Origin of the sequence: Microbacterium sp. NPDC076895, from assembly GCF_040687115.1 — a bacterium.
GTDB lineage: Bacteria > Actinomycetota > Actinomycetes > Actinomycetales > Microbacteriaceae > Microbacterium.
This window is the reverse complement of the sequence record NZ_JBFBMQ010000007.1, coordinates 164,752-188,624: the sequence shown is the minus strand read 5'-3', so window position 1 is coordinate 188,624 and position 23,873 is coordinate 164,752. Positions and strand designations below refer to the sequence as shown.

Annotated in this window: 20 protein-coding genes; 13 read left to right on the top strand and 7 right to left on the bottom strand. The window is 66.1% G+C overall.

All coding sequences use genetic code 11. The features are described from left to right. Positions 1-9 precede the first annotated feature (9 nt). Complete coding sequence (locus AB0O89_RS08360; RefSeq protein ID WP_363496177.1) at positions 10-297, bottom strand: YlxR family protein; 288 nt, start codon at positions 295-297, stop codon at positions 10-12. A gap of 45 nt (positions 298-342) precedes the next feature. Next, entirely contained in the window at positions 343-1,332 is a 990-nt protein-coding gene (nusA, locus tag AB0O89_RS08355; protein ID WP_363496174.1) for a transcription termination factor NusA, read from the bottom strand. A gap of 130 nt (positions 1,333-1,462) precedes the next feature. On the opposite strand from nusA, the gene AB0O89_RS08350 reads away from it, so the two are divergent. The 4 genes from AB0O89_RS08350 (at position 1,463) to AB0O89_RS08335 (ending at position 5,250) form a co-directional block, all read left to right on the top strand. Further along, positions 1,463-2,968: an alanine/glycine:cation symporter family protein gene (locus AB0O89_RS08350; protein WP_363496171.1), complete on the top strand. Its 1,506-nt coding sequence runs from the start codon at positions 1,463-1,465 to the stop codon at positions 2,966-2,968. Further along, the gene (locus AB0O89_RS08345) at positions 2,965-3,798 is read left to right on the top strand and encodes an NADH:ubiquinone oxidoreductase subunit 4 (chain M) (RefSeq protein ID WP_363496168.1); all 834 of its coding nucleotides are present in this window, start codon (positions 2,965-2,967) and stop codon (positions 3,796-3,798) included. Before AB0O89_RS08350 ends, AB0O89_RS08345 begins: the two co-directional genes overlap by 4 nt. 88 nt (positions 3,799-3,886) lie before the next feature. Continuing rightward, positions 3,887-4,696 (top strand): DUF1206 domain-containing protein, encoded by an 810-nt coding sequence (locus AB0O89_RS08340; protein ID WP_363496165.1) that lies wholly within the window; start codon positions 3,887-3,889, stop codon positions 4,694-4,696. A gap of 50 nt (positions 4,697-4,746) precedes the next feature. Beyond that, the gene (locus AB0O89_RS08335; protein ID WP_363496162.1) at positions 4,747-5,250 is read left to right on the top strand and encodes a pyridoxamine 5'-phosphate oxidase family protein; all 504 of its coding nucleotides are present in this window, start codon (positions 4,747-4,749) and stop codon (positions 5,248-5,250) included. Between the two features lie 6 nt (positions 5,251-5,256). Here the strand turns inward: AB0O89_RS08335 and AB0O89_RS08330 are convergent, their stop codons facing one another. Together AB0O89_RS08330 and gtfA are read right to left on the bottom strand one after the other, a co-directional pair. Continuing rightward, complete coding sequence (locus AB0O89_RS08330) at positions 5,257-7,053, bottom strand: proline--tRNA ligase (protein WP_363496159.1); 1,797 nt, start codon at positions 7,051-7,053, stop codon at positions 5,257-5,259. Positions 7,054-7,119: 66 nt separating this feature from the next. Then, on the bottom strand, positions 7,120-8,607 hold the full coding sequence (gene gtfA, locus AB0O89_RS08325; protein ID WP_363496156.1) for a sucrose phosphorylase: 1,488 nt from the start codon (positions 8,605-8,607) through the stop codon (positions 7,120-7,122). Positions 8,608-8,710: 103 nt separating this feature from the next. On the opposite strand from gtfA, the gene pcp reads away from it, so the two are divergent. The 5 genes from pcp to AB0O89_RS08300 all read left to right on the top strand — a co-directional run bounded on the left by pcp (position 8,711) and on the right by AB0O89_RS08300 (position 14,434). Next, positions 8,711-9,349, top strand: a complete 639-nt coding sequence (gene pcp / locus AB0O89_RS08320; protein WP_363496153.1) for a pyroglutamyl-peptidase I — start codon at positions 8,711-8,713, stop codon at positions 9,347-9,349. A gap of 53 nt (positions 9,350-9,402) precedes the next feature. Beyond that, positions 9,403-10,116: a GntR family transcriptional regulator gene (locus AB0O89_RS08315; RefSeq protein ID WP_363496150.1), complete on the top strand. Its 714-nt coding sequence runs from the start codon at positions 9,403-9,405 to the stop codon at positions 10,114-10,116. After that, entirely contained in the window at positions 10,103-11,122 is a 1,020-nt protein-coding gene (locus AB0O89_RS08310; protein ID WP_363496147.1) for a 1-aminocyclopropane-1-carboxylate deaminase, read from the top strand. Before AB0O89_RS08315 ends, AB0O89_RS08310 begins: the two co-directional genes overlap by 14 nt. A 103-nt stretch (positions 11,123-11,225) precedes the next feature. Then, positions 11,226-12,992, top strand: coding sequence for a maltose alpha-D-glucosyltransferase (treS, locus tag AB0O89_RS08305; RefSeq protein WP_363496144.1), 1,767 nt, complete (start codon positions 11,226-11,228; stop codon positions 12,990-12,992). After that, positions 12,989-14,434, top strand: a complete 1,446-nt coding sequence (locus AB0O89_RS08300; RefSeq protein WP_363496141.1) for a phosphotransferase — start codon at positions 12,989-12,991, stop codon at positions 14,432-14,434. Before treS ends, AB0O89_RS08300 begins: the two co-directional genes overlap by 4 nt. A gap of 8 nt (positions 14,435-14,442) precedes the next feature. On the opposite strand, the gene ispG is transcribed toward AB0O89_RS08300, so the two are convergent. Next, positions 14,443-15,573, bottom strand: coding sequence for a flavodoxin-dependent (E)-4-hydroxy-3-methylbut-2-enyl-diphosphate synthase (ispG, locus tag AB0O89_RS08295; protein ID WP_363496232.1), 1,131 nt, complete (start codon positions 15,571-15,573; stop codon positions 14,443-14,445). Positions 15,574-15,653: 80 nt separating this feature from the next. Beyond that, positions 15,654-15,938 (bottom strand): 2TM domain-containing protein, encoded by a 285-nt coding sequence (locus AB0O89_RS08290; RefSeq protein ID WP_363496138.1) that lies wholly within the window; start codon positions 15,936-15,938, stop codon positions 15,654-15,656. A 196-nt stretch (positions 15,939-16,134) separates the two neighbouring features. On the opposite strand from AB0O89_RS08290, the gene AB0O89_RS08285 reads away from it, so the two are divergent. Next, on the top strand, positions 16,135-18,060 hold the full coding sequence (locus AB0O89_RS08285) for a chorismate-binding protein (RefSeq protein WP_363496135.1): 1,926 nt from the start codon (positions 16,135-16,137) through the stop codon (positions 18,058-18,060). Between the two features lie 30 nt (positions 18,061-18,090). Here AB0O89_RS08285 and AB0O89_RS08280 read toward each other — a convergent pair whose 3' ends face one another. Further along, positions 18,091-19,410: a site-2 protease family protein gene (locus AB0O89_RS08280; RefSeq protein ID WP_363496132.1), complete on the bottom strand. Its 1,320-nt coding sequence runs from the start codon at positions 19,408-19,410 to the stop codon at positions 18,091-18,093. A 64-nt stretch (positions 19,411-19,474) separates the two neighbouring features. Here AB0O89_RS08280 and AB0O89_RS08275 point away from each other — a divergent pair, with 64 nt between their 5' ends. The 3 genes from AB0O89_RS08275 to pflB all read left to right on the top strand — a co-directional run bounded on the left by AB0O89_RS08275 (position 19,475) and on the right by pflB (position 23,873). Beyond that, on the top strand, positions 19,475-21,121 hold the full coding sequence (locus AB0O89_RS08275) for a UDP-N-acetylmuramoyl-L-alanyl-D-glutamate--2,6-diaminopimelate ligase (protein ID WP_363496129.1): 1,647 nt from the start codon (positions 19,475-19,477) through the stop codon (positions 21,119-21,121). A gap of 33 nt (positions 21,122-21,154) precedes the next feature. Then, positions 21,155-21,418 (top strand): GlsB/YeaQ/YmgE family stress response membrane protein, encoded by a 264-nt coding sequence (locus tag AB0O89_RS08270; protein ID WP_228177678.1) that lies wholly within the window; start codon positions 21,155-21,157, stop codon positions 21,416-21,418. 184 nt (positions 21,419-21,602) lie between these two features. Further along, positions 21,603-23,873, top strand: coding sequence for a formate C-acetyltransferase (pflB, locus tag AB0O89_RS08265; RefSeq protein ID WP_363496125.1), 2,271 nt, complete (start codon positions 21,603-21,605; stop codon positions 23,871-23,873).

The window sequence follows — 23,873 nt, the reverse complement described above, 5'->3', positions numbered from 1 at the left end:
GGACGGGTCTCATTTCGAGCCGTTCACTTTGTGTCCATTGCCATTCAGCCGTTTCTCGTTCAGCCGTTTCGTGAGCGCTTGCGAATCCAGGGGACCCTGGGCGCGGAGCGCGCGTACGAAAGCTCGACGCTTCAGTGCCGCGTCGATGCACTCTCCGGTCGGGTGAACCCACGCCCCCCGCCCCGGCATCGACGCCCGCTCGTCCCAGACGAGTGCGGATTCGATGGCCACGACGCGAAGGAGCGCCGATCGAGCAGAACGCGTGCGACATCCGACGCACGTTCGTACGGGTTCCATCCTACACCTGCCCTCCCGGGCCAGCCCACGCAGGGCGAGGGCTGATCAGGACTCGTCGAGGATGCTGTCGGGCTGGATGTCGATCTTGGCGCCCGTGAGTTTGGCGGCCAGACGCGCGTTCTGCCCCTCCTTGCCGATGGCAAGAGACAGCTGGTAATCCGGCACCAACGCTCGTACAGCCTTGGTCTTGGCATCCAGCACGAAGCTGGAGGTGACCTTCGCGGGCGAGAGGGCGTTGCCGACGAACGTCGCGAGGTCGGGGCTGTAGTCGACGATGTCGATCTTCTCGCCGCCGAGTTCCTCGGTGACCGCGCGCACGCGCCGGCCGAGCTCCCCGATGCACGCACCCTTGGCGTTGATCGACGGATCGTTGGCCTTCACCGCGATCTTGCTGCGGTGCCCGGCCTCGCGGGCGAGGGAGACGATCTCGACGAGGCCCGCGGGAATCTCGGGAACCTCCAGGGCGAAGAGCTTGCGCACCAGCCCCGGGTGCGTTCGCGAAACCGTGATCGACGGACCCTTTGCTCCCTTCGAGACGGATGTCACGTAGACGCGCAGGCGGGAGCCGTGTGCGTAATCCTCGCCGGGGACCTGCTCTTCGGGCGGCAGAATCGCCTCGACCGTGCCGAGGTCCACGTGCACCATCCGGGGGTTCGGCCCCTGCTGGACGACACCTGCGACGATGTCGCCCTCTTTGCCACGGAACTCGCCGAGCACGGCGTCGTCCGCGATGTCCCGCAGGCGCTGACTGATGACCTGCTTGGCGGCAAAGGCCGCGATGCGGCCGAAGTCCTCGGGAGTGGTCTCCTCCTCGCCGATGACTGCGCCCTCGTCATCCACCAGCGGCACGAAGATCGCGACGTGACCCGTCTTGCGGTCCAGCTGAGCGCGCGCACCCTCCGGAGCCTCGCCGGTGGGCGAAGTGTGCTTGGCATAGGCGGTCAGAATCGCCTGCTCGATGATGCGCACGAGTTCGTCGAACGGAATGTCCTTCTCGCGCTCGACCGTTCTGAGCAGCGTCAGATCGATGTCCATCGTGACCTCCCTATTCAGCTCTACCCGTCGCGAATCACACGCCGCGCGGAATCATCCCACGTTACCCGATCGCTCCTTTGCTCGTCCCGTGTGCTCGCTCATTCCATCCCCGAACCGACATACTGATGCCGTGGATGCCGTCAATTCCCTCATCGTCGAGTGGGGCGACCTGTTGTGGACCTGGATCGTCCTGCCGATCGTCGTCGGGCTGGGCCTGTACTTCACGGTTCGCTCGGGCGTCGTGCAGATCCGGCTCTTCCCGGAGATGTTCCGAACCCTGACCGACAAGACGCCGCGAACGACCGACGGCGCACCGCAGTCCGTGTCCTCGTTCCAGGCCTTCACGATCTCGGCGGCATCCCGGGTGGGCGTCGGCAACATCGCGGGGGTCGGAACCGCGATCGCGCTCGGCGGGCCGGGGGCAGTGTTCTGGATGTGGCTCATGGCGCTGATCGGGGCATCCTCGAGCTTCATCGAGTCCTCGCTCGCGCAACTGTTCAAGGTGCGGGATGCCGAGGGCGGCTTCCGTGGCGGGCCGGCGTACTACATGCAGCGGGGGCTCCGCGCGCGGTGGATGGGCGTGCTCTTTGCCGTCATCCTGCTGATCTGCTTCCCCTTCGCGTTCTCCTCCCTGCAGGCGAACACGATCGCTGACACTGTCTCATCGAGCTTCGGGACGGATGCCGGATGGGTGGGGCCGGTCACCGGTGTGGTGGTGGCGCTGTTGACGGCGCTCGTCGTCTTCGGAGGCATCCGTCGCATCGCCTCAGTCACCCAGACCCTGGTGCCCCTGATGGCACTTGCCTACCTGCTGCTGGGCCTTGCCGTGGTCGCCATCCACATCGATCAGCTTCCGGTCGTCTTCGCTGAGATCTTTACCCAGGCCTGGGGTTTCAACGAGGTCGTGGGAGCGACGTTTGGCTACATCGTGCTCACGGGTGTGCGTCGCGGCATGTTCTCGAACGAGGCGGGCCTGGGTTCAGCTCCAAACGCGGGCGCGAGCGCCGCCGTCACCCACCCGGTCAAACAGGGCCTCGTCCAGTCGCTCGGCGTCTACTTCGACACGTTCCTCGTGTGCTCGATCACGGCCTTCATCATCCTGGTGTCGGTCCCCGACCTTGCGGGCGCATCGCGAGGAATCGCACTCACGCAGGGGGCGCTGGTCTCCACGCTCGGCGAGTGGTCGAACATTGCGCTCAGCATCATCATCTTCCTGCTCGCGTTCTCGTCGATCCTCGGCAATTACTACTACGGCCAGTCCAACATCGAGTTCATCACCACACGTCGCGGGGTGCTCCCGGCCTATCGCGTTGCCGTGGTGCTCGCGGTTCTCGTCGGCTCGCTCGCCTCCGCCGACCTGGTCTGGAGCTTCGCGGACGGGATCATGGGAGTCATGGCCCTTGTCAACCTTGTCGCGATTGCGCTGCTGTCGGGCATCGCGTTCCGGCTGCTTCGCGACTACACGCGCCAGCGCAGAGAGGGCCGCGATCCGGTCTTCACCCGTGACTTGCTTCCCGGCGTGACGGGGGTCGAGTGCTGGGAAGACGAGCTCACCGTGACCGGTCCACTCGATCTCATCACCAAGAAGCGGCAGTCCCAGAAACACCGCGACCACCTCCACGGAGCACAGCAGTGACACGCCGCCTGACAGCACCCGCCCTCTCAACCGCCCTCGTCGCCCTCGTCCTGGCGCTGTCGGGATGCTCGCTGACCGCGCTGACCGACATCGACACCATCGATCAGAGTGACGGATTCGGCCAGTACGACGACGGCGAGGTCTACACCGAGGATGACGAGGATCTCGGCGTTGTCGAGGTGTACACCGTCGAGCCGGATGCTTCCCTCTCCCCCACCGGCGACGAAACCACCGAGTCGGTCTGGGACATGTTCGTGAGGATCGTGACCCCCGAGGTGGCAGGTAGCGTCATCCGCGACTTCCGCGTCGGGGATTCGGAATCGAGCGACACGCTCGCCTACGTCCTGCAGACTGATGATCCCGAGCAATGGACACTCGTGGTCAACCTCGCTTACGCGTCAGACGAAGATCTGCTGCTGTCAACCCTGATCCACGAGTACGCGCACATCCTGAGCCTCTCTCCGGGCCAAACCGACCCCGAAGCCTGGAGCTGCGACACGCTCCAGCTGGATGAAGGGTGCGCGGAGCCGGATTCGGCGCTGTGGGCCTTTGACCAGGAATTCTGGGCACAGTACGGTTCGGATGCTCCGGATCCCGCCAATGCGGACGCCGATCTCGCATACGAGTTCTACCTTGATCACGAGGACGATTTCGTGAGCGACTATGCCGCGACCAACGTCGTCGAGGACTTCGCCGAGAGCTTCATGACCTTCGTCCTGGAGCCTGAGCCCGACAGCGACACGATGATCGCGCAGAAACTGCTCTTCTTCTGGGATCGGCCGGAGTACGTCGAGATCCGGGACCACGTACGCGCGGAGTTCGGCCTCTGAGCGCACGAGCGTCAATCGGCTCCTGCATCGCCCAGCGTCGGCGTCAACCGTCTCTGCGACCGCGCTGACCGCGGCTACGCTCACCCCCATGGCCCCGGGCAGTGTGAAGCAGACCGCGAGCGCTGCGCAATCTCATCCCGCTGTTCGAGCACTGGCCCGCGGCGGGTACGTCGCAATGGGCCTGGTGCATCTGCTCCTGGCCGTGCTCATCATCACTGTGGCTCTGGGCGGAGCGAGCGAACAGACCAGCCAGAGCGGCGCGTTTGCCGCCCTTGCCGGGGCCCCGTTCGGCGTCATCCTCGTCTGGGTGATCGCCGCGCTGCTCGCTGCTCTCGGCGCGTATCAGTTAGCCGACGGCCTTCTCGCGCGCGGCACAGACGACTCCGACCGATGGCGGCGCAGGCTCACGTCCTGGGGGCGTGGAACGGTCTATCTCGTGCTCGCCGCGCTGGCGGCGGCCATCGCACTCGGCGCCCGACCAGACAGTGAACAGAGCGCAGAGGATGCCAGCGCGGGCGTGCTCTCCCTGTTTGCCGGACCCCTCGTGCTCGGCATTGTGGGGGCCGGAATCTTCCTTGCCGGCGTTGCCTACGCGGGTATCGGCGTGACCCGCCGCTTCCAGAAGAAGATGTCATACCCAGGCGGTGGGCTCGGGATGACGGTGACAGTGCTCGGAATCGTGGGCTACGTGGCGAAGGGCCTGGCCCTTGCCGTCGTGGGAGTGCTGATCCTGATCGCCGCGGTGACCACGGACCCACAGGCCGCCGGAGGACTGGATGAAGCGATCCGGTCGCTGCTCGCGCTTCCCGCCGGTCCCGCACTCGTCATCGGCGTCGGAGCAGGCTTCGCCGCCTACGGGCTCTTCTGCTTCTTCCGCGCCCGTTATGCAGACCTGTGATGCGTGTCAATCCCCTCGCGCGCGTGGGGATTGACACGCATCCTGCTGGCATGACGGAACTGACAGGAACCGAAGCCCGCGCCCGCGCCAAGGAACTCGTCGAAGACATCGACATCACGATGCTCACGACACGCGATGACAGCGGCAACCTCGTGAGCCGGCCGATGAGCACCCGCCGCATGGACGAGAACGGCGACATCTGGTTCTTCACGGCCGAGCACACCAAAAAGGTCGATGAGGCCGAGGCAGATGACGAGGTCGGACTGTCGTACTGCGACCCGAAGGCCATGCGCTATGTGTCGGTCGCAGGTCGCGCCGGCATCGTCCACGACGATGCACTCATGCGTGAGCTGTACTCGCCGTCGCTGGAGGTGTGGTTCGAAGACGGGCTCGACACTCCCGGCATCACGCTGCTGCGGGTCAGCCCGGTCGAGGTGGAGTTCTGGGAGCCCGGACAGAACCGGTTGGCGCAGGCCGCCGGGATGCTGAAGGCGCTCGTGACCCGCGACACACCGGACGACGACATCGTCCGGCACGCGAAGATCAGTTACTGAGTCCTCTCACGCGGCGAGGCGAGCGATGGCCTCGTCGAGCGGCATCGTCTCGCGATCGCCGGTGCGGCGATCCCACAACTCGACCTCGCCGGTTGCCGCCCCTCGGCCGACCACGAGGATGCGTGGCACACCGATAAGTTCCGCATCGCCGAACTTCACTCCCGGAGACACCTTCGGTCGATCGTCGTAGAGCACCTCGAGACCGGCATCCTCGAGCCGCGCACTGGCCTGCTCGGCAAGGTCGAACGCGAGGGCATCCTTGCCGGCGGCAACCACGTGCACGTCGAAGGGAGCCACCGCTGAGGGCCAGATGAGACCCTTCTCGTCGTTGCTAAGTTCAGCGATGATCGCGAGGATTCGCGTAACACCGATGCCGTACGAACCCATCGTCACGGTGACGAGCTTGCCGTTCTCGTCGAGCACCTTCAGCCCGAGGGTTTCGGCGAAGAAGCGGCCGAGCTGGAAGACGTGACCGATCTCCATTCCGCGCGCGAGCTCAACAGGACCAGAGCCATCCGGCGCCGGGTCGCCCGGCAGAACGTTCGCCACCTCGACGAAGCCGTCGGCTGTGAAGTCGCGGCCGGCCACGAGTGAGTGGACGTGCTTCTGGTCGATGTTGGCGCCGGTGACCCAGGACGTTCCGTCCACGACGCGGGGGTCGAGCAGATACCGGATGCCGGTCGCCGACTCCTCGCCGAGTACCGCGCCCGTCGGCGACCAGGGACCGATGTAGCCCTTCACAAGAAGCGGGTTGTTCTCGAAGTCGTCAGCTGTCGCAGCCTCCACAGCAGCCGGCGCGAAGGCAACTTCTGCGCGCTTGTCATCGATGTCGCGGTCTCCGGGGATGCCGACCACAACGATGTCGCGCGTGCCGTCGAGGTGGGTCAGCGCCAGCACGACGTTTTTGAGCGTGTGAGCTGCCGTCCACGTCGTCTGGTCATCCGTGGCGGGACCTGCAATGCCGGGAGCCGGCGCAGCCTCGTTCGCGTTGAGGTGATCGACCAGCGTGGCGATCGTCGGGGTGTCCGGCGAATCGAAGATAACCGGGTCGGGAAGGCCCTCGATCGGAAGCGGCGCGGGGGCGATCGTCGTGAATGCCTCGACGTTGGCGGCGTATCCCCCGGCGCTGCGCACGAAGGTGTCTTCGCCGACGGGTGTGGGGTGGAGGAACTCCTCACTGCGAGCGCCGCCCATGAGTCCGTTGTCGGCGTTGACGATGACGTACTCGAGTCCCAGCCGCTGGAAGATTCGCTCGTACGCGTCACGCTGAGCCTGGTAGGACGCGTCGAGCCCGGCATCCGTGTAGTCGAAGGAGTAGGCATCCTTCATCGTGAACTCGCGGCCACGCAGCAGCCCCGCTCGGGGGCGCGCTTCGTCGCGGTACTTGTCCTGGATCTGGTAGATCGCCAGCGGCAGGTCCTTGTACGACGAGTAGAGGTCTTTGACCAGGAGCGTGAACATCTCCTCGTGGGTCGGTGCGAGAAGGTAGTCGGCGCCCTTGCGGTCCTGAAGGCGGAAGATGCCGTCACCATAGGACTCCCAGCGCCCCGACGCCTCATAGGGCTCGCGCGGCAGGAGCGCGGGAAAGTGCACTTCGTAGGCTCCCGCGGCTGCCATCTCGTCGCGGATGATCTGCTCGAGCTTCGCCTTCACGCGCAGGCCCAGCGGCAGCCAGGCGAAGATGCCGGGAGCCTGACGCCGGATGTAGCCGGCGCGCACCAGGAGCCTGTGACTGGTGACCTCGGCATCGGCGGGGTCTTCGCGAAGCGTGCGGAGGAAGTAATGCGAGAGACGGGTGACCACGAGCGTCAAGTCTAGGCCGCGCCGCGATACCTGCTCGGTGCGGGCTGTACCACGCCCTCAGGCGCCTCACCCATCGGCGGGCGGGTTCTCGAGCAGATCCACGGTCGCGTGCTCGCTGCCACCCGCGCGCGCCCAGCGCAGCTGGGCCTCGCCGCGATCCAGCCGCGCCCGCAGTTCGGACCACCCGGATGCCGCCTCCCACCGCAACTGGAGCCATCCGTCATCGTCGAGGCTCGACTGGAAGGCCCCGTCGAATCCGGGGGCGCCGGCGCGGAATCGGCAGAGATCCAACAGGGCGGCAACGACCGGCCGCTCAAGGTCACGGTCGAGGTCGGCGTCGCTGTAGTGGTGACGGTTGATGTCGCGTCCGACCCCGGTTCGTCCGAGCATCTCCATGTCGTTGGTGCCGGCGAGGGCGCCGACGTAATAGATCTGGTGGATGCCGGGCAGGAATAACTGCACCGCACGCGCTGCGAGGTAGGCCCGATCATCACGGCCCATGGCCTCGTAAAAGGTGCTGTTGACCTGATAAATGTCAAGGTTCGAGGCTGCCGCCCCCGTTGCCGCCCGGCTCTGCCCGCCCGTGGCATCGTGGATCGCCTCGACCAGAGCGTCGAGCTGGCTGGCATCCAAGAGTCCAGGCTCCCCCGTCGCCGGGTCAGGACCCACGTCCACGATGCCAATGCCGTCGTGGGTGTCGAGCACTGTCACGGCGTTCTCGGGTCGCTCGGCAATCCAGCGCGACAGCGGCGCGTGATCTCCTGTCGCGGCAGCGAACAGCACCAGGGGCGGAAGCGCGAAGTCATAGACGCGGTCGACACGCTGGGCGATCTCGATCTGGCGCCGATAGAAGGAATGCACTTCGACGAGCACCTCGAGTCCCCTCTCGTGCGCCAGCGCGGTCAAATCATCGATGAACGCAAAGGTCTCGGGTGTCATGAACGACGAGGTTCCCGGGGTTTTCACCGCGTAACCGACAGCGTCCAGGCGAATCATCCGAGTGCCGGCATCGCGCAAGGCATCGAGGATCGAGATGAGGTACGCCGATCCCGCGGTGCTGCGCACATCGATGTCGACCTGCGCGGCGGTGAAGGTGGTCCACACCAGCCGCGTGGACGCACCCCACGGGTACGGGGTGAAGGGGAGCCCGGGACGAGGTCGATAGATCCGCAGCAGATCGGCCTCTGTCGCGCCCTCCGGGAACACGGTGCCCATCGTCAGGAACATCTGGGCATACGGTGACTGGTCACCGCGCTCGATGACGTCACGGAACTGTGGCGAGCGGGCAGAAACGTGATTGACGATGACGTCCACCATCACGTCGAGGTCGCTCGAGAGGGCGCGCACGTCGTCCCACGTGCCCAGCCGTGGATCGACAGTCGTGTGATCGTCGGGATCGAATCCGGCATCGGCCCCGTCGAACGGCGTGAAGAAGGGAAGGATGTGGACGCCACCGAAGGCTCCAGCGAATCGGTCACGCACGATCTCACCGAGGGCGGGAATCGTCCCTCCCAGGCGATCGGCATAGGCGATGAGCTGGATCGGATGGGTCATGAGCAGCACTCCGGTTGCGTCTGCGGCTCGGTCTCGACAACCGCTTCCGCTTGCTAAATCGTGTCAGCATATTCTACCGGCCTCGTCCCCGTAGCGTGAAGATATGGCGACCGTGCTCCTGACCGGCTTCGAACCCTTCGCTGGTGATCAGACGAACCCGTCAGGCGACGCTGTAGTTCGAATGGCCACTGCGTGGACGGGGCCGGCTCGACTGGTCACGGCAGTACTTCCCGTCGATTTCACGCGCGCGAGCGCGGAGCTGATCGAGCTGGTGTCCACCCACCGACCCGACGTCGTCATTGCCACGGGCCTGGCCGGCGGTCGCGATGCCATCACGCCGGAGCGTATCGCCGTGAATCTGCGCGACGCGCGCATTCCCGATAACGCGGGGCACCAACCCGTCGACACTGCCTGCGTCCCCGGGGCGCCCCTGGCGTACGCATCCTCGCTCCCCGTCAAGGCGATCGCCCACGAGATCGCGGCAAGCGGCATCCCCGCCTCCGTGTCCTTATCGGCAGGCTCGTTCGTCTGCAACGACGTCTTCTTTACGCTTGCACACCTGAGCGCTACCACGCCGGGACTGCGAGCCGGCTTCATCCATGTGCCGTGGGATGCCGAGAACGCACCAGCAGGCGCATCCTCGCTCCCCCAGGCCGACATTACGCGCGCGCTCGAGATCGCCGTGAGGACGACGCTCACGCACACCAGCGATCTCCACGTCCCCGGCGGACACCTGGCCTGAGCCGCGCGGGTCGAACTTGACAAGCAATCGCCGATGCGTATGCAATATATTGCATGCCGGTCCCCTCGACAGCAGGCACCCACCGCCCCCTCCTGCGCGACGAGGTACAGGCGCGCCTGCGAGCGGCCATCGTGGACGGCACCCTCGCGCCCGGCGAACAGGTCCGCGATGCAGACATCGCTCACTGGCTGGGGGTCAGCCGCACCCCCGTGCGCGAAGCGTTGCTCGAACTGGCAGGCGCCGGATTAGTGCACACGACCCCGGGGCGAGCGACGATCATCTCACCGATCGAGCCGCGGGCGATTCGCGAGGCCCGCGATGTCGTGGCCGCCATGCACCGATTGGCCGCGCTTGGCGCCGTGCCCCGCCTCGACCGGGAAGCGATTGAAAGGATGCGGGCAGCCAACCGCCGGTTCAGCGCCGCGGTCGAGCGGGGCGACATCGATGGAGCAATCGCAGCGGATGAGCTGTTTCACGGCGTCCTCGTCGAGGTAGCCGACAGCGACGCGGTGCGAACAGTTCTGCGTCTCTACGAACCCGTCCTGCTCCGTGCCGAGCGGGCGCAGTTCTCGTCGGAGCGCGCCGAACTCTCAACGCTGCGACATGAGCAGCTCATCGCCCGCTGTGCTCGCGGCGATGCCGCTGGAGCCGCCGAGATAGCCGAGTCGATCTGGACGCACCTCCTCACCGAGTCCGACATCAGTGCCCCCACCACCCATACCGCCGCCACCGAGGAAAACGAGACCGCCCCGCATGAAGCTTCGTGAGTTCCCCCGCCACCCGCTCACCTTCGGGCCGAGCCCGGTCCACCATCTCGCGCGCCTGAGCAGCCACCTCGGTGGTGCGCAGATCTGGGCCAAGCGCGAAGACGTCTCGAGCGGTCTCGCGTACGGCGGCAACAAAGTCCGCAAGCTCGAGTACATCGTCCCGGACGTCATCGCCTCGGGCGCAGACACCCTCGTCTCTATCGGCGGATACCAGTCCAACCACACGCGACAGGTCGCCGCCGTTGCTGCCCACCTCGGTTTGAAAGCCCGGCTCGTGCAAGAGAAGTGGGTGCCGTGGGAGGACCCGACCAACGACAAGGTCGGCAACATCCTGCTCTCCCGGATGATGGGGGCAGACTCCCGCCTCGACGACGCAGGCTTTGACATCGGCATCCGCGACTCGTGGAAGACGGCGCTTAAGGACGTCGAGGATGCCGGAGGTGTTCCGTACCCGATTCCGGCAGGAGCCTCGGAGCACCCCCTGGGGGGCCTCGGGTTCGCCAACTGGGCTTTCGAGGTCGCCGAGCAGGAGAAGCAGCTCGGAGTCTTCTTCGACACGATCATCGTGTGCACCGTGACCGGGTCGACCCATGCCGGCATGATCGCTGGCTTCGCCGCCCTCGAAGACCTGACCGGAGTGCGCCGCAGGGTCATCGGGATCGACGCGTCAGCGACGCTCGAGAAGACACGCGATCAGGTAGCCCGCATCGCGCGCAACACCGCGAGCCTCATCGAGCTTGGTCGCGACCTCCGAGACGACGAGATCCAGGTGCTCGAAGGCTGGGCTGGCGATCTGTACGGCATCCCGGTCGAATCCACGATGGAGGCCATGGCTTTGGGTGCACAGTTGGAGGCCATGATCACCGACCCGGTCTACGAAGGAAAGTCGCTGGCCGGGCTCATCGACCTGGTACGCAGCCGCGACATTCCCCAGGACTCGACGGTGTTGTACGCCCATCTCGGCGGCCAGCCCGCGATCAACGCCTACTGGCGCCTATGGGACTGAACCACCCGCGCGCAAGGGGATAGCGTCGCTCGGGCACCTGTGGCAGGTTAGGCAGACGACCAGGCCACATACCCGCCGACATCCGGAACCACGGGAGGAACAGATGACCGCCGTGGAACCGACGACCAACACCGTTTCCATCCCGATCCTGACGCAGGAGCCATTCCCCGACACCCCGGGAAGCGCCGAACCCGAATGGTTCAAGACGGCGGTCTTCTACGAGGTCCTCGTCCGATCCTTCAAAGACAGCGACGGCGACGGCACGGGCGACTTCCGGGGCCTCATCGACAAGCTCGACTACCTGGAATGGCTCGGCGTCGACTGCCTGTGGCTTCCCCCATTCTTCCCGTCGCCCCTGCGCGACGGGGGATACGACGTCGCCGACTACACCGGCATCCAGCCGGGCCTCGGAACCACCGAAGACTTCCAGGCGTTCCTGAACGCCGCGCACGAGCGGGGCATGAAGGTCATCATCGACTTCGTCATGAACCACACCAGCGACGAGCATCCGTGGTTCCAAGAGAGCCGCCGCGACCCGGCCGGACCCTACGGCGACTTCTACGTGTGGAGCGACACCGACGAGCTCTACGAGGATGCCCGCATCATCTTCGTCGACACGGAGCCGAGTAACTGGACCTGGGATCCGGTGCGGCAGCAGTACTTTTGGCACCGGTTCTTCTCACACCAGCCCGATCTGAACTTCGACAACCCGCGTGTCCACGACGCTGTCCTGGATGCGATGCGGTTCTGGCTTGACATGGGGCTCGATGGGTTCCGTCTGGATGCCGTCCCCTACCTCTACGAGCGCCCCGGTACCAACGGCGAGAACCTCCCCGAGACTCACGATTTCCTGAAGAAGGTGCGCCGCATCGTCGACCGCGAGTATCCGGGACGCGTGCTCCTCGCAGAAGCCAACCAGTGGCCTGCGGATGTCGTCGACTACTTCGGAGATCCGGATGTCGGCGGCGACGAGTGCCACATGTGCTTTCATTTCCCGGTCATGCCGCGCATCTTCATGGCAGTGCGTCGCGAGTCCCGCTACCCCATCAGCGACATCCTCGCCGAGACTCCCCCGATTCCAGCCGGATGCCAATGGGGAATCTTCCTGCGCAACCACGACGAGCTGACCCTCGAGATGGTCACCGACGAAGACCGCGACTACATGTGGAATGAGTACGCGCAAGATCCGCGCATGAAGGCGAACATCGGCATCCGTCGTCGCCTGGCGCCTCTGCTGGACAACGACATCGATCGCATCGAGCTGTTCACGGCGCTGCTTCTCTCCCTGCCTGGCGCACCGGTGCTGTACTACGGCGACGAGATCGGGATGGGCGACAACATCTGGCTCGGTGACCGTGACGGCGTGCGCACACCCATGCAGTGGACCTCGGACCGCAACGCCGGGTTCTCCACGGCGAACCCGGGCAAGCTCGCTCTGCCGATCGTGCAGGACCCGGTGCACGGGTATCTCGCGGTGAACGTGGAAGCGCAGCAAGAGAATCGATCGTCACTGCTGCAGTGGACCCGGCAGATGATCCAGGCCCGAAAGCGCCATCCAGCGTTCGGGCTCGGCAGCTTCAACGACCTGGGCGGGTCGAATCCGTCGGTGCTGTCGTACACGCGTGAGCACACGAACGACGACGGAACCGTGGATGTCATCATCTGCGTCAACAATCTGTCGCAGTTCCCGCAGCCGGTCGAACTCGACCTCCGTCGCTTCGAGGGGCTCGTACCGGTCGAGCTCGTCGGCGGCGTTCCTTTCCCCCGGATCGGGGAGCTGCCCTACCTGCTGACACTGGGGGGCCATGGGTTCTTCTGGTTCCAGCTGCACGCACCGGCTGACGATGCCGAGGATGTGGGGCTGCTGTGAGCGCGCCCGACGCCGCTCTCCTGGAGAGCTACCTGGTACGAACCCGCTGGTTCGGGGGCAAGGGGCGACCGTTCGACGTCGAACAGGTGCGCAGCGTCGCCGAGGTGCCGGCACAGCACGGCGGGCCGTCCCTGACCGTCTTTCTCGTCACAGTGGTCTATCGAGATCAGGATGCCGGCAGCGAGGTGTATCAGGTTCCGCTGAGTGGATACGACGAAATGGAAGAGCGGATCGGCCACGCTTACGTCGGGGCGGTCGGCACGGAGTCCGGTCCGCTCCACCTCTACGACGCGGTGCACGACCGCGAGGCCATGCGCATCTGGCTGGACGGGTTCATCGCGGCAGAGGCCACGGGAACTGCGCAGGTCGATCGGCTCCGCTTCCACCGTGTCCCCGGCGGCGGACCTCTGGACAACTCGCTCGTCTCGGCGCCGATGACCGGCGAGCAGTCCAACTCGTCGGCACGGTTCGATGACACCGCGATCATGAAGCTCTTCCGCAAGCTGAGCCCGGGGATCAATCCCGATATCGAGATCCATGAGGAACTCACACGGGGTGGATCGGAGCACATCGCGCAGCTCTACGGCTGGGTAGAGATCGACGTCGACGGGCAGTTACTGCAGACGGCGATGTTGCAGGAGTTCTTGGCCACAGCCACCGACGGTTTCGAGCTCGCGGTGGCCAGCGTTCGCACGCTTCTCGCTGATCCGCAGCAGCGTGTCGAAGACTCCGGCGGCGACTTCGCCGGCGAGGCCGCGCGCCTCGGTGAAGCCCTTGCGAGTGTCCATGCACTGATGCGGTCGCGCTTTCCGGCCGGAACCCGTGGCGGCGACACAGCCGCCCACCTCGCACACGCCATGCGCGGTCGCCTCGAGGAAGCTCGCAGGTCGGTGCCCGGACTTGAGACTCACGTACCGCAGCTGCTGCGTCTCTACGACGCGGTAGCGGCGTTGGACGGTCTCGACGTCCAACGCGTGCACGGCGACCTGCACCTCGGCCAGACTCTGCGCACCTCGCACGGCTGGCGCATCGTCGACTTCGAGGGCGAGCCCGGCAGGCCCTTCGCGCAACGCTCTCTTCCGGACTCCCCGTGGCGGGATGTGGCGGGAATGCTGCGTTCGTTCGACTATGCCGCCGCGATGATCGAGATGTCGTGGGCGACGGATGCCGACACCGATGAAGGGCAGGCCCTGCGGGCAGAGCGGGCCCGCGAATGGTCTGCGCGCGCTCGCGAGTACTTCGTCGCGGCATACGTCGCTGCCATTTCATCCGTGGACGGCAGCGAGGGCGACCCGGGCATCGACCTCACTGGGCCCGAGCGGGTACTGCTCGACGCCTATGTTGCCGACAAGGCGGTGTACGAGGTCATGTACGAGATTCGGAACCGACCGACCTGGGTCTCGATCCCGCTCGAGGCACTGGAACGGGTTGCGACGTCGTAGCGCGCAGATCAGCTCGTGACGACCTGCGCGGTTCCCAGGGGCGCGTCGGGCCCCATCTCATCGGCGAGCCGGTTGGCCTCTTCGATCAGGGTGGCAACGATTTCTGACTCGGGAACGGTCTTGATGACCTCACCCTTGACGAAGATCTGACCTTTGCCATTGCCCGACGCAACGCCGAGATCGGCATCCCGGGCTTCACCGGGACCGTTGACGACACAGCCCATGACCGCGACGCGCAGGGGCACCGTCATGTCCTTGAGTCCCTCGGTGACGTTGTCGGCCAGCGAGTACACGTCGACCTGAGCGCGCCCGCACGACGGGCACGACACGATCTCGAGTTTTCGCTCACGCAGGTTCAGCGACTGCAGGATCTGGTGCCCGACCTTCACTTCTTCGGCCGGCGGAGCAGAAAGCGAGACGCGAATGGTGTCACCGATCCCCTCGCCGAGCAGGATGCCGAAGGCTGTGGCCGACTTGATGGTGCCCTGGAAGGCGGGTCCCGCCTCGGTCACACCGAGGTGGAGCGGCCAGTCACCGCGCTCGGCGAGGAGCCGGTAGGCCTTGACCATCACGACAGGATCGTTGTGCTTGACCGAGATCTTGAAGTCGTGGAAGTCGTGTTCCTCGAACAGCGAGGCCTCCCAGACAGCACTCTCCATGAGCGCCTCGGGAGTGGCCTTGCCGTATTTCTCCAGCAGTCGTCGGTCAAGCGAACCCGCGTTGACGCCGATCCGGAGGGACACCCCCGCCGCCTGCGCGGCCTTCGCGATCGCCCCGACCTGGTCGTCGAACTTGCGGATGTTGCCGGGATTGACGCGAACCGCCGCGCAACCGGCGTCGATCGCCTGGAAGACGTACTTCGGCTGGAAGTGGATGTCGGCGATCACCGGGATCTGACTCTTGGCCGCGATGATGTGCAGCACATCGGCGTCATCCTGGGACGGCACTGCCACACGCACGATCTCGCATCCGGATGCCGTGAGCTCGGCGATCTGCTGCAGCGTGGCGTTGATGTTGGTCGTCGGCGTCGTCGTCATCGATTGGACGCTGACGGGCGCATCTCCGCCCACCAGAACCTTGCCCACCCTGATCTGACGGCTCTTGCGGCGCGGAGCGAGGGTTTCGGGGACCTTCGGCATTCCGATGTTCACAGCTGGCACGGGACCAGCCTACGCATTCCGGCTGGGTGGCAGGCCGAGGTCTCCCAGGTGGGTCGGCGCTACTGCAGCCGACGCATCTCGTCTTGGATCTTGCTCTCGGTGAGGGCGCCGCGCGACGGTCCGTAGGCGCGGATGCCTGCAAAGACCACACCGATGGCGATGCCGGCGATGGGCCACACGGGCCAGAAGCCACCCATTCCGGTGAGAGCCCAGATCAACACGAAGAAGAGAGAAAGCACGACCCAGGTGGCCAGGCTGTACCAGAAGCCTTGCTTAGCACGAAGGCTCGCAACAGCACGCTGGCGCAGGTCGTCGGAGCTGGTGGGATCTTGAGAGTCCGTCATGTCCAGAATCTAGTGCCCGGGAGGTCACGGCACTAGAGAGCGCGGCTGTCTTAAGCCCGCCTGTGATAGTTTCGGCGCATGTTCGCGAGCACCGCATGGTGGCCCACCGTCTGAGGCGGTGTGCTCGTTGATCCTGAGACCGCCCCCGGGGCGGTCTTCTTTGTGAGGGTGGCCGCCCCACGACGAAAGACCGACCATGACCGGCACCGCCCTTCCCCCGCTCGCTGGGCTTGCAGCCAGCGACCTCCCGTTCGCCATTCTCGCCCGCGACGCTGACACCGTCGAGGTGCTCACCGGCGACGTGGTCGATGTCGAGCTGCTGCGCGACATCCCGCTCCTGTCAGCAGACGGGACTCCGCGGGAGGTACTCGCGCTCGTTCCCTTCCGGCAGGTGCGAGAGCGCGGATTCGCCTGCCACGATGACGACGCCCCGCTGCGGTGCCTGGTGATCACCGAGCGTGCCAGGTATCCGCGTGACGAGGCGCTGGCCGTCCTTCCTCACGACGAGATTCCGCTCCGAAACGCCGGGTTCGACATCGACGACGAGGCGTATGCCGATATCGTGCGCCGGGTCATCGCCGATGAGATCGGGCGCGGCGAGGGGGCCAACTTCGTCATCCGTCGCGATTTCACGGCCGACGTCGATGCTGACCCCCGGGTCGCGGCGCTCGCCTGGTTCCGAGCCCTGCTGGAGCACGAGCGCGGCGCCTACTGGACCTTCGCGGTGGTGACCGACTGCCACGTGGCGGTCGGAGCAAGTCCCGAGGCTCACGTCAGCGCCGAGGCCGGCATCGTCACGATGAATCCGATCTCGGGAACGTTCCGCCATCCCGACGGCGGGGCGACCGTCGACAACCTCAGCGAGTTCCTGCGCTCCACCAAGGAGACTGAGGAGCTGTTCATGGTCGTCGACGAAGAGCTCAAGATGATGAGCGCCGTGTGCACCGACGGTGGGCGCATCACCGGCCCTCACCTGAAAGAGATGTCGCGCCTCACGCACACCGAGTACATGCTGCGCGGGTCGAGCAAGCTGGACCCGCGCGATATCCTGCGCGAGACGATGTTCGCACCCACGGTCACCGGGTCCCCCATGCAGAACGCGTGCACCGTGATCACGCGGCACGAGACGACTCCGCGCGGCTATTACTCCGGGGTCGCCGCCCTGTTCACGCCGCGCACGGATGCAGGAGTCGGCGCGATCGCAGGGACGGTCACCCACGACCTCGACGCCCCGATCCTCATCCGCACTGCCTACATCGAGAACGGACGCCTGCGAGTTCCCGTCGGCGCCACGCTTGTGCGCCACTCGGACCCGTACGGCGAGGTCAGCGAAACGCACGGCAAGGCAGCCGGTGTGCTTGGTGCGATCGGAGCGATCCCCCGCGAAGCCCAGCCCGCTGTCGTGACTCTCGACGAGGACGCACCCACTGCTGCGCCCAGGCGGCTGGCCGACGATCCGACGATCGCCACGCTCCTGGAATCCCGGAACGCGAGGCTCGCTCCGTTCTGGTTGAACCCGCAGGAGCCGGTGGGCTCGGGGCCGTTTGCGGGGCGCCGGGCGCTGGTCGTCGATGCCGAAGACCGCTTCACGACGATGCTCGCGCACCAGTTGAGCCACCTCGGCCTGGATGTCGCTATCGTCCCCTGGGATGCCGTGACCGATGACGAGGTGGACGCTGCAGAGCTGCTCGTGTCAGGCCCGGGGCCCGGTGATCCGCTGGATCCCTCGTCGCCGCGGATGGCGCGGCTGCGCGAGATCATCGCGCGACGCCGCGCAGCATCCGCACCGCTTCTCGCGGTGTGCCTGAGCCATCAGATCCTCGCGAGCGAACTGGGCATCGAACTCGCTCCGCTGGCGCAGCCTCATCAGGGCTTGCAGCTGACCGTCGATGTCTTTGGCCAGCCCGCCTCGATCGGTTTCTACAACACGTTCACCGCGCGCTGCGCCCCGGGAACGACGATCGCCGGTCTCGAGATCGCCGCGGATCCTGCGACGGGCGATGTCTACGCCCTGCGCGGCGCGGGATTCGCGTCTGTGCAGGGCCATCTGGAATCGATCCTCTCGCGCGACGGCATGTCGACCCTGCATCAGCTGATCGGATGGGCACTGGACCCGGAGTGACATCCGCGGCTGACCCACGGCGCGACTCTCTTAGCCGAAGAGGGAGATCGGATTGACCAGGTCGGCGATGATCAGGATGCCGCCCATCACGATCAGGGCGATGACAACGACGAAGGTCAGCGGCACGAGTTTGGTCGCGTCAATCGGTGCGGGTTCGGCGCGACCGCGAACGCGCGCCCACCAGCTGCGGATGCCGCCCCACAGCGCGACGGCGATGTGACCCCCGTCCAGCGGGAGCAACGGGATGAGGTTGAACACGAACAGCGCGATGTTCAGCGATGCCAGGAGCGAGAGGATCACCGCGACGCGGTTGACGACCGGCGCATCGGTTGCCGCAACCTCACCCGCGATCGCGCCAGCACCGACGATACTGAGTGGCCCATTCGGATCGCGCTCCGCGCCGGTCACCAGGGACGCAGCCGTTTCGTAGACCTTCACGGGAAGCTGCACGATGATCCCGGCGACTGCGCCGACGTTGTCGACCGCGGCGATGGGGCCGGACCAGACCGGCTGGCGCACGTAGTCGACAGTCCCGGTGACGCCGATGACTCCAACCTGGGTGTCGACGGTCTGACCGTCCTCATCGACCACCTGACGGGTCACGGTGTCGGGGGTCACCGTGAGGGACAGACTTTGGCCTCCGCGGTCGACCACGATCGGCACGCTCTGGCCGGGAGCGGCTTGGATGAGGGCAGCTGCCGCGGCGAATTCAGAGACATCCTGTCCGCCGACCGACACGATGACATCGCCGGGTTGGATGCCTGCCGCCGCCGCAGGTGAGGGCGGATCGCCGGCCTGGCACTCTTGGCCAGCCTCGGCGGGGACACACGTGCTCACCGTTGCAACGGTGTTCGTCACGGTCTGCACACCGATGCCGCTGAGCACGATGGTCATGAGGAAGATCGCGAACACGAGGTTCATGAGCGGACCACCGAGCATGATGATCACGCGTTTGTACACCGGCAGTCGATAGAAGACGCGGTCATCGTCTGCGCCGTCGAGTGTCTCGTCGTTCGCGGCGCGGGCATCCTGCACCATCGTCGCGAAGAAGCCGCCGCCGGCACGACCTTCGACTGCCGCACCCTCGGCTGCCGCAGCGCGGGCAGCCGGCGAGGGAGGGTACATACCGGCCATCGAGATGTAACCGCCGAGCGGAATCGCCTTCACTCCGTACTCGGTCTCACCTCGGCGACGGGACCACAGCGTGGGTCCGAAACCGACCATGTACTGACCGACCCGCACGCCGAATCGCTTTGCGGGAACGAGGTGACCGATCTCGTGCAGCGCGATCGAGATCGCCAGGCCCACCACGAGCACGACGACACCGACGATGAAGGCGACCACATCCACGCCGCCACGCTATCGGCTCTGCCTTTGAGTCAGCCCAGTGCGCGGGTGAGAAGATGGAGGCGCCATGACGACAGATCCCGCGAACCTGCCGCCCGTGCTCCGGCCGCAGAACCCGCCCGTGCACCGCCTCGCGGACCTCGCGGCATGCCTCGGAGCCTCGATCGAGCGCCGCAGAGGCGACGTCGGAGCTCCGGATGCGGCGGCCGACGCCTCGGCATCCGTCACCGGCCTCACCCTCGCGACAGCCGACCTCCGGCCCGGCGACCTGTTCGTCGCGGTCCAGGGCGGGACGCGCCACGGCGCGGAGTTCGCGGGCGACGCGGCAGCGCGAGGAGCTGTCGCTGTCGTCACGGATGCCGCCGGTCGCGAGCGTGCCCTGGGGAGCGGCCTGCCGACGATCGTCGTCCCCGACCCGCGCGGGATCCTCGGAGCCCTATCGGCCTGGGTCTACGCGACCGGGGCAGACGACACGCTTCCGATCCTGTTCGGCACGACCGGCACGAATGGCAAGACGAGCGTGTCGCATCTGCTGGAAGGCATCCTCACCCAGCTCGGCGTCACCTCGGGGCTTTCATCGACAGCCGAACGCCACATCGCCGGCGATGTCATCGTCTCCCGCCTCACGACTCCTGAGGCCTACGAGATGCATGCCCTCCTCGCCCTCATGCGCGAACGCGGCGTCGAGGCCGTCGCCATCGAAGTCAGTGCTCAGGCCCTCAGCCGGCAGCGGGTCGACGGCATCGTGTTCGACGTGGCCGGGTTCACCAACCTCTCGCATGACCACCTCGACGACTATGCCGACATGGCTGAGTACTTCCAGGCGAAGGTGCCGCTGTTTCGCCCCGACCGCTCGCGCCGCGCCGTGATCTGCCTCGACTCCGCGTTCGGTGCGGACGTCGTCGCAGCCTGCGAGGTACCGTACGTCACGATCGTCACCCCGGCGATCGCCGCCGATCCGGATGCCGCGACAGCCGCCGACTGGACGGTCGAGATCCTCGACGAGCTGCCCGACGGCACCCGATTCCGCCTCTCGGGGCCCGAGGGTCGTTCGCTCTCGACCACGGTCCCGGTGATCGGCCGCCACATGGCAGCCAACGCAGCCCAGGCGATCGTCATGATCTTCGAGGCAGGTTACGACTGGGCCCGCATAACCCAGACCCTCGACGACGGGGTCATCCGCGCCCACCTCCCCGGGCGAACTGAGCTCGTGTCGGGGCCGTCCGGGCCCGCCATCTACGTCGATTTCGGCCACTCTCCCGACGCCTTCGAGAAGACCCTCGCCGCTGTCCGCCGCGTCACGCCCGGCCGGGTCCTCATGCTCTTCGGCGCCGACGGCGATCGCGACAAGAGCAAACGCCACGACATGGGCCGCACCGCCGTCGAGGGCAGCGACATCCTGGTCATCACCGACCACCACCCGAGGTTCGAGGACCCCGATTCGATTCGGGCGACCTTGCTCGAGGGTGCGCGGCGAGCGCGACCGGATGCCGAGATCTACGAATACTCGCCCCCCGAGCGAGCGATCGTCGAGGCCGTGGCACTGGTCGGCGACGGCGACGCGATCCTGTGGGCAGGACCCGGCCACCAGGACTACCGCGACATCCGCGGCGTGCGAACCCCCTATTCGGCCCGGGAGCTGTCACGTCGGGCTCTCCGGGACGCCGGTTGGCCGGTTCCCGAGCCGCGCTGGCCTGTCCCCTACCCCGACTGACCACAGCTTCGCCCGACTCGAAAGGACCTTCCCGTGGGTTTCTTTGCCTTCGCCATTCTCGGCATCCTGACGGGCATCATCGCCCGCATCATCCTTCCCGGTAAGCAGGTCGGCGGCTGGTTCGTCGCCATCCTGCTGGGCCTGCTCGGCGCCATGGTCGGCGGGTGGATCGCGGGGCTGTTCGGGTTGGACGTGTACACGACGTTCTGGAACTTTTCGGGCTGGGTCTTCGCCCTGATCGGCTCGATCGTGGTGCTGCTGCTGTTCGGGCTGATCTTCGGTCGCAAGCGCAGCTGACCCCTTGTGGTCTGACCACAAACATCTGTGTGGTCAGACCACACGGATGTAGCGATTCGTGCATCTTTCGGACGGGTCTGCGACACAGGTCTAGCGTCGGTGTCAGAAGCACTCCCGCGGCGGCGTAACCCGTCGCCGAGACGAGTGACCCACACTTCGACACCCACGAAGGAGATGCGTCACCATGAGCACCGTAACCCCCACCCCCGTCGACCAGGCAGACGCGATCCCCGCAGCCTGGGACGGATTCGTCGCAGGCCCATGGCAAGACGCCATTGACGTCCGCGACTTCATTCAGCGCAACTACACGCCCTACAGCGGCGACGCCTCGTTCCTGGCGGGCGCAACCGAGCGGACGCAGCGGGTCTGGCAGACGCTGACCGCGATGTTCCCCACCGAGCGCGAGCGCGGCGTGTACGACGTCGACGCCACCACGCCCTCGACGATCACCTCGCACGCACCGGGCTACATCGCTCGTGAAGACGAACTGATCGTCGGCCTGCAAACAGACGCCCCGCTCAAGCGCGCAATCATGCCCAATGGTGGATGGCGCATGGTCAAGGGAGCGTTGGAGACGTACGGCTACGACGTGCCGGCCGACCTGGAGAAGATCTTCACGACCTATCGCAAGACCCACAACGACGGTGTCTTCGACGTCTACCCGCCTGCCGTCCGCCGGGCACGCAGCAGTCACCTCATCACCGGACTCCCGGATGCCTATGGCCGCGGCCGCATCATCGGTGACTACCGCCGGGTCGCGCTCTACGGAACCGACGCCCTGATCGATGCCAAGAAGGCCGAGCACGCCGAGCTCGACATGCACTTCTCGACCGAGAGCATCATCCGTGATCGCGAAGAGAACGCCGAGCAGATCCGTGCCCTCCAGGAACTGACCCGGATGGCAGCAACGTACGGCTACGACATCGCGCGTCCCGCAACGAACGCTCGCGAGGCCCTGCAGTGGCTCTACTTCGCCTACCTCGGTGCGGTGAAGGAGCAAAACGGCGCAGCGATGAGCTTCGGCCGGAACACCGGGTTCCTGGATGTCTACATTCAGCGCGACCTCGAGGCCGGCGTCCTCGACGAAACGGGAGCGCAGGAACTCATCGACGACCTCGTCATCAAGCTTCGGATCGTGCGGTTCCTGCGCACGCCCGAGTACGACGCCCTGTTCTCCGGCGACCCGACATGGGTGACCGAGTCGCTGGGGGGCACGGGCGTTGACGGGCGGACACTCGTCACCAAGACGGCGTTCCGCTTCCTGCAAACTCTCTACAACCTGGGCCCGGCGCCCGAGCCGAACCTGACGGTGCTGTGGTCGAACGACCTCCCCCGCGGGTTCAAGGAGTTCTGCGCAAAGGTTTCGATCGACACGTCCTCCATCCAGTACGAATCGGATGCCCTCATCCGGGGCCTGTGCGGAGACGATGCGGCGATCGCTTGCTGCGTCTCGCCCATGAGCGTCGGCAAGCAGATGCAGTTCTTCGGCGCGCGGGTGAACCTCGCCAAGACCCTCCTTTACGCCATCAACGGTGGCCGCGACGAGGTCAGCGGCAAGCAAGTCGCTCCCGTGATGCCGGCTGTGGTCGGCGACGTGCTCGACTACGACGACGTGCGCGGCAAGTTCCGCACGCTCATGGAGTGGCTTGCCGCAACCTACGTCGACGCGCTGAACTGCATCCACTACATGCACGACAAGTACGCGTACGAGCGGCTCGAGATGGCGCTGCATGACCGGGAGGTCCTGCGCACGATGGCCTGCGGTATCGCGGGACTCTCGGTGGCAGCAGACTCCCTGTCGGCCATCAAGTTCGCTCGGGTGTCCCCGGTCCGCGATGAGACCGGCCTCGTGGTCGACTACGTCGTGGAGGGCGAGTTCCCCACCTACGGCAACGACGACGACCGTGTCGATGACATTGCGCGGGAGCTCGTGACCGAGTTCATGGAGATGCTGCGCTCGCACCCGACCTACCGGGACGCCGTCCACACCCAGTCCGTGCTGACGATCACCTCGAACGTCGTCTATGGCAAGGCCACCGGCAACACCCCCGACGGGCGCCGCGCCGGAGCCCCGTTTGCACCGGGTGCGAACCCGATGAACGGTCGCGACACGCACGGAATGCTGGCAGCTACCCTCTCGGTCGCCAAGATCCCCTTCGACCAGGCGCAGGACGGCATCTCGCTGACCACGACTGTGGTCCCCGCGGGCCTCGGCCGCACCGAGGATGAGCGGGTCGCGAACCTCGTCGGACTCCTGGATGCCCAGATGGCTGCAGGTGGTTACCACCTGAACGTCAACGTCCTCACGCGGGAAACGCTCGAAGACGCGATGAAGAACCCGGAGAACTACCCCCAGTTGACCATCCGGGTCTCGGGTTACGCCGTCAACTTCGTCCGGCTCACCCGCGAGCAGCAGCTCGACGTGATCAGCCGCACCTTCCACGCGGGGGTGTGA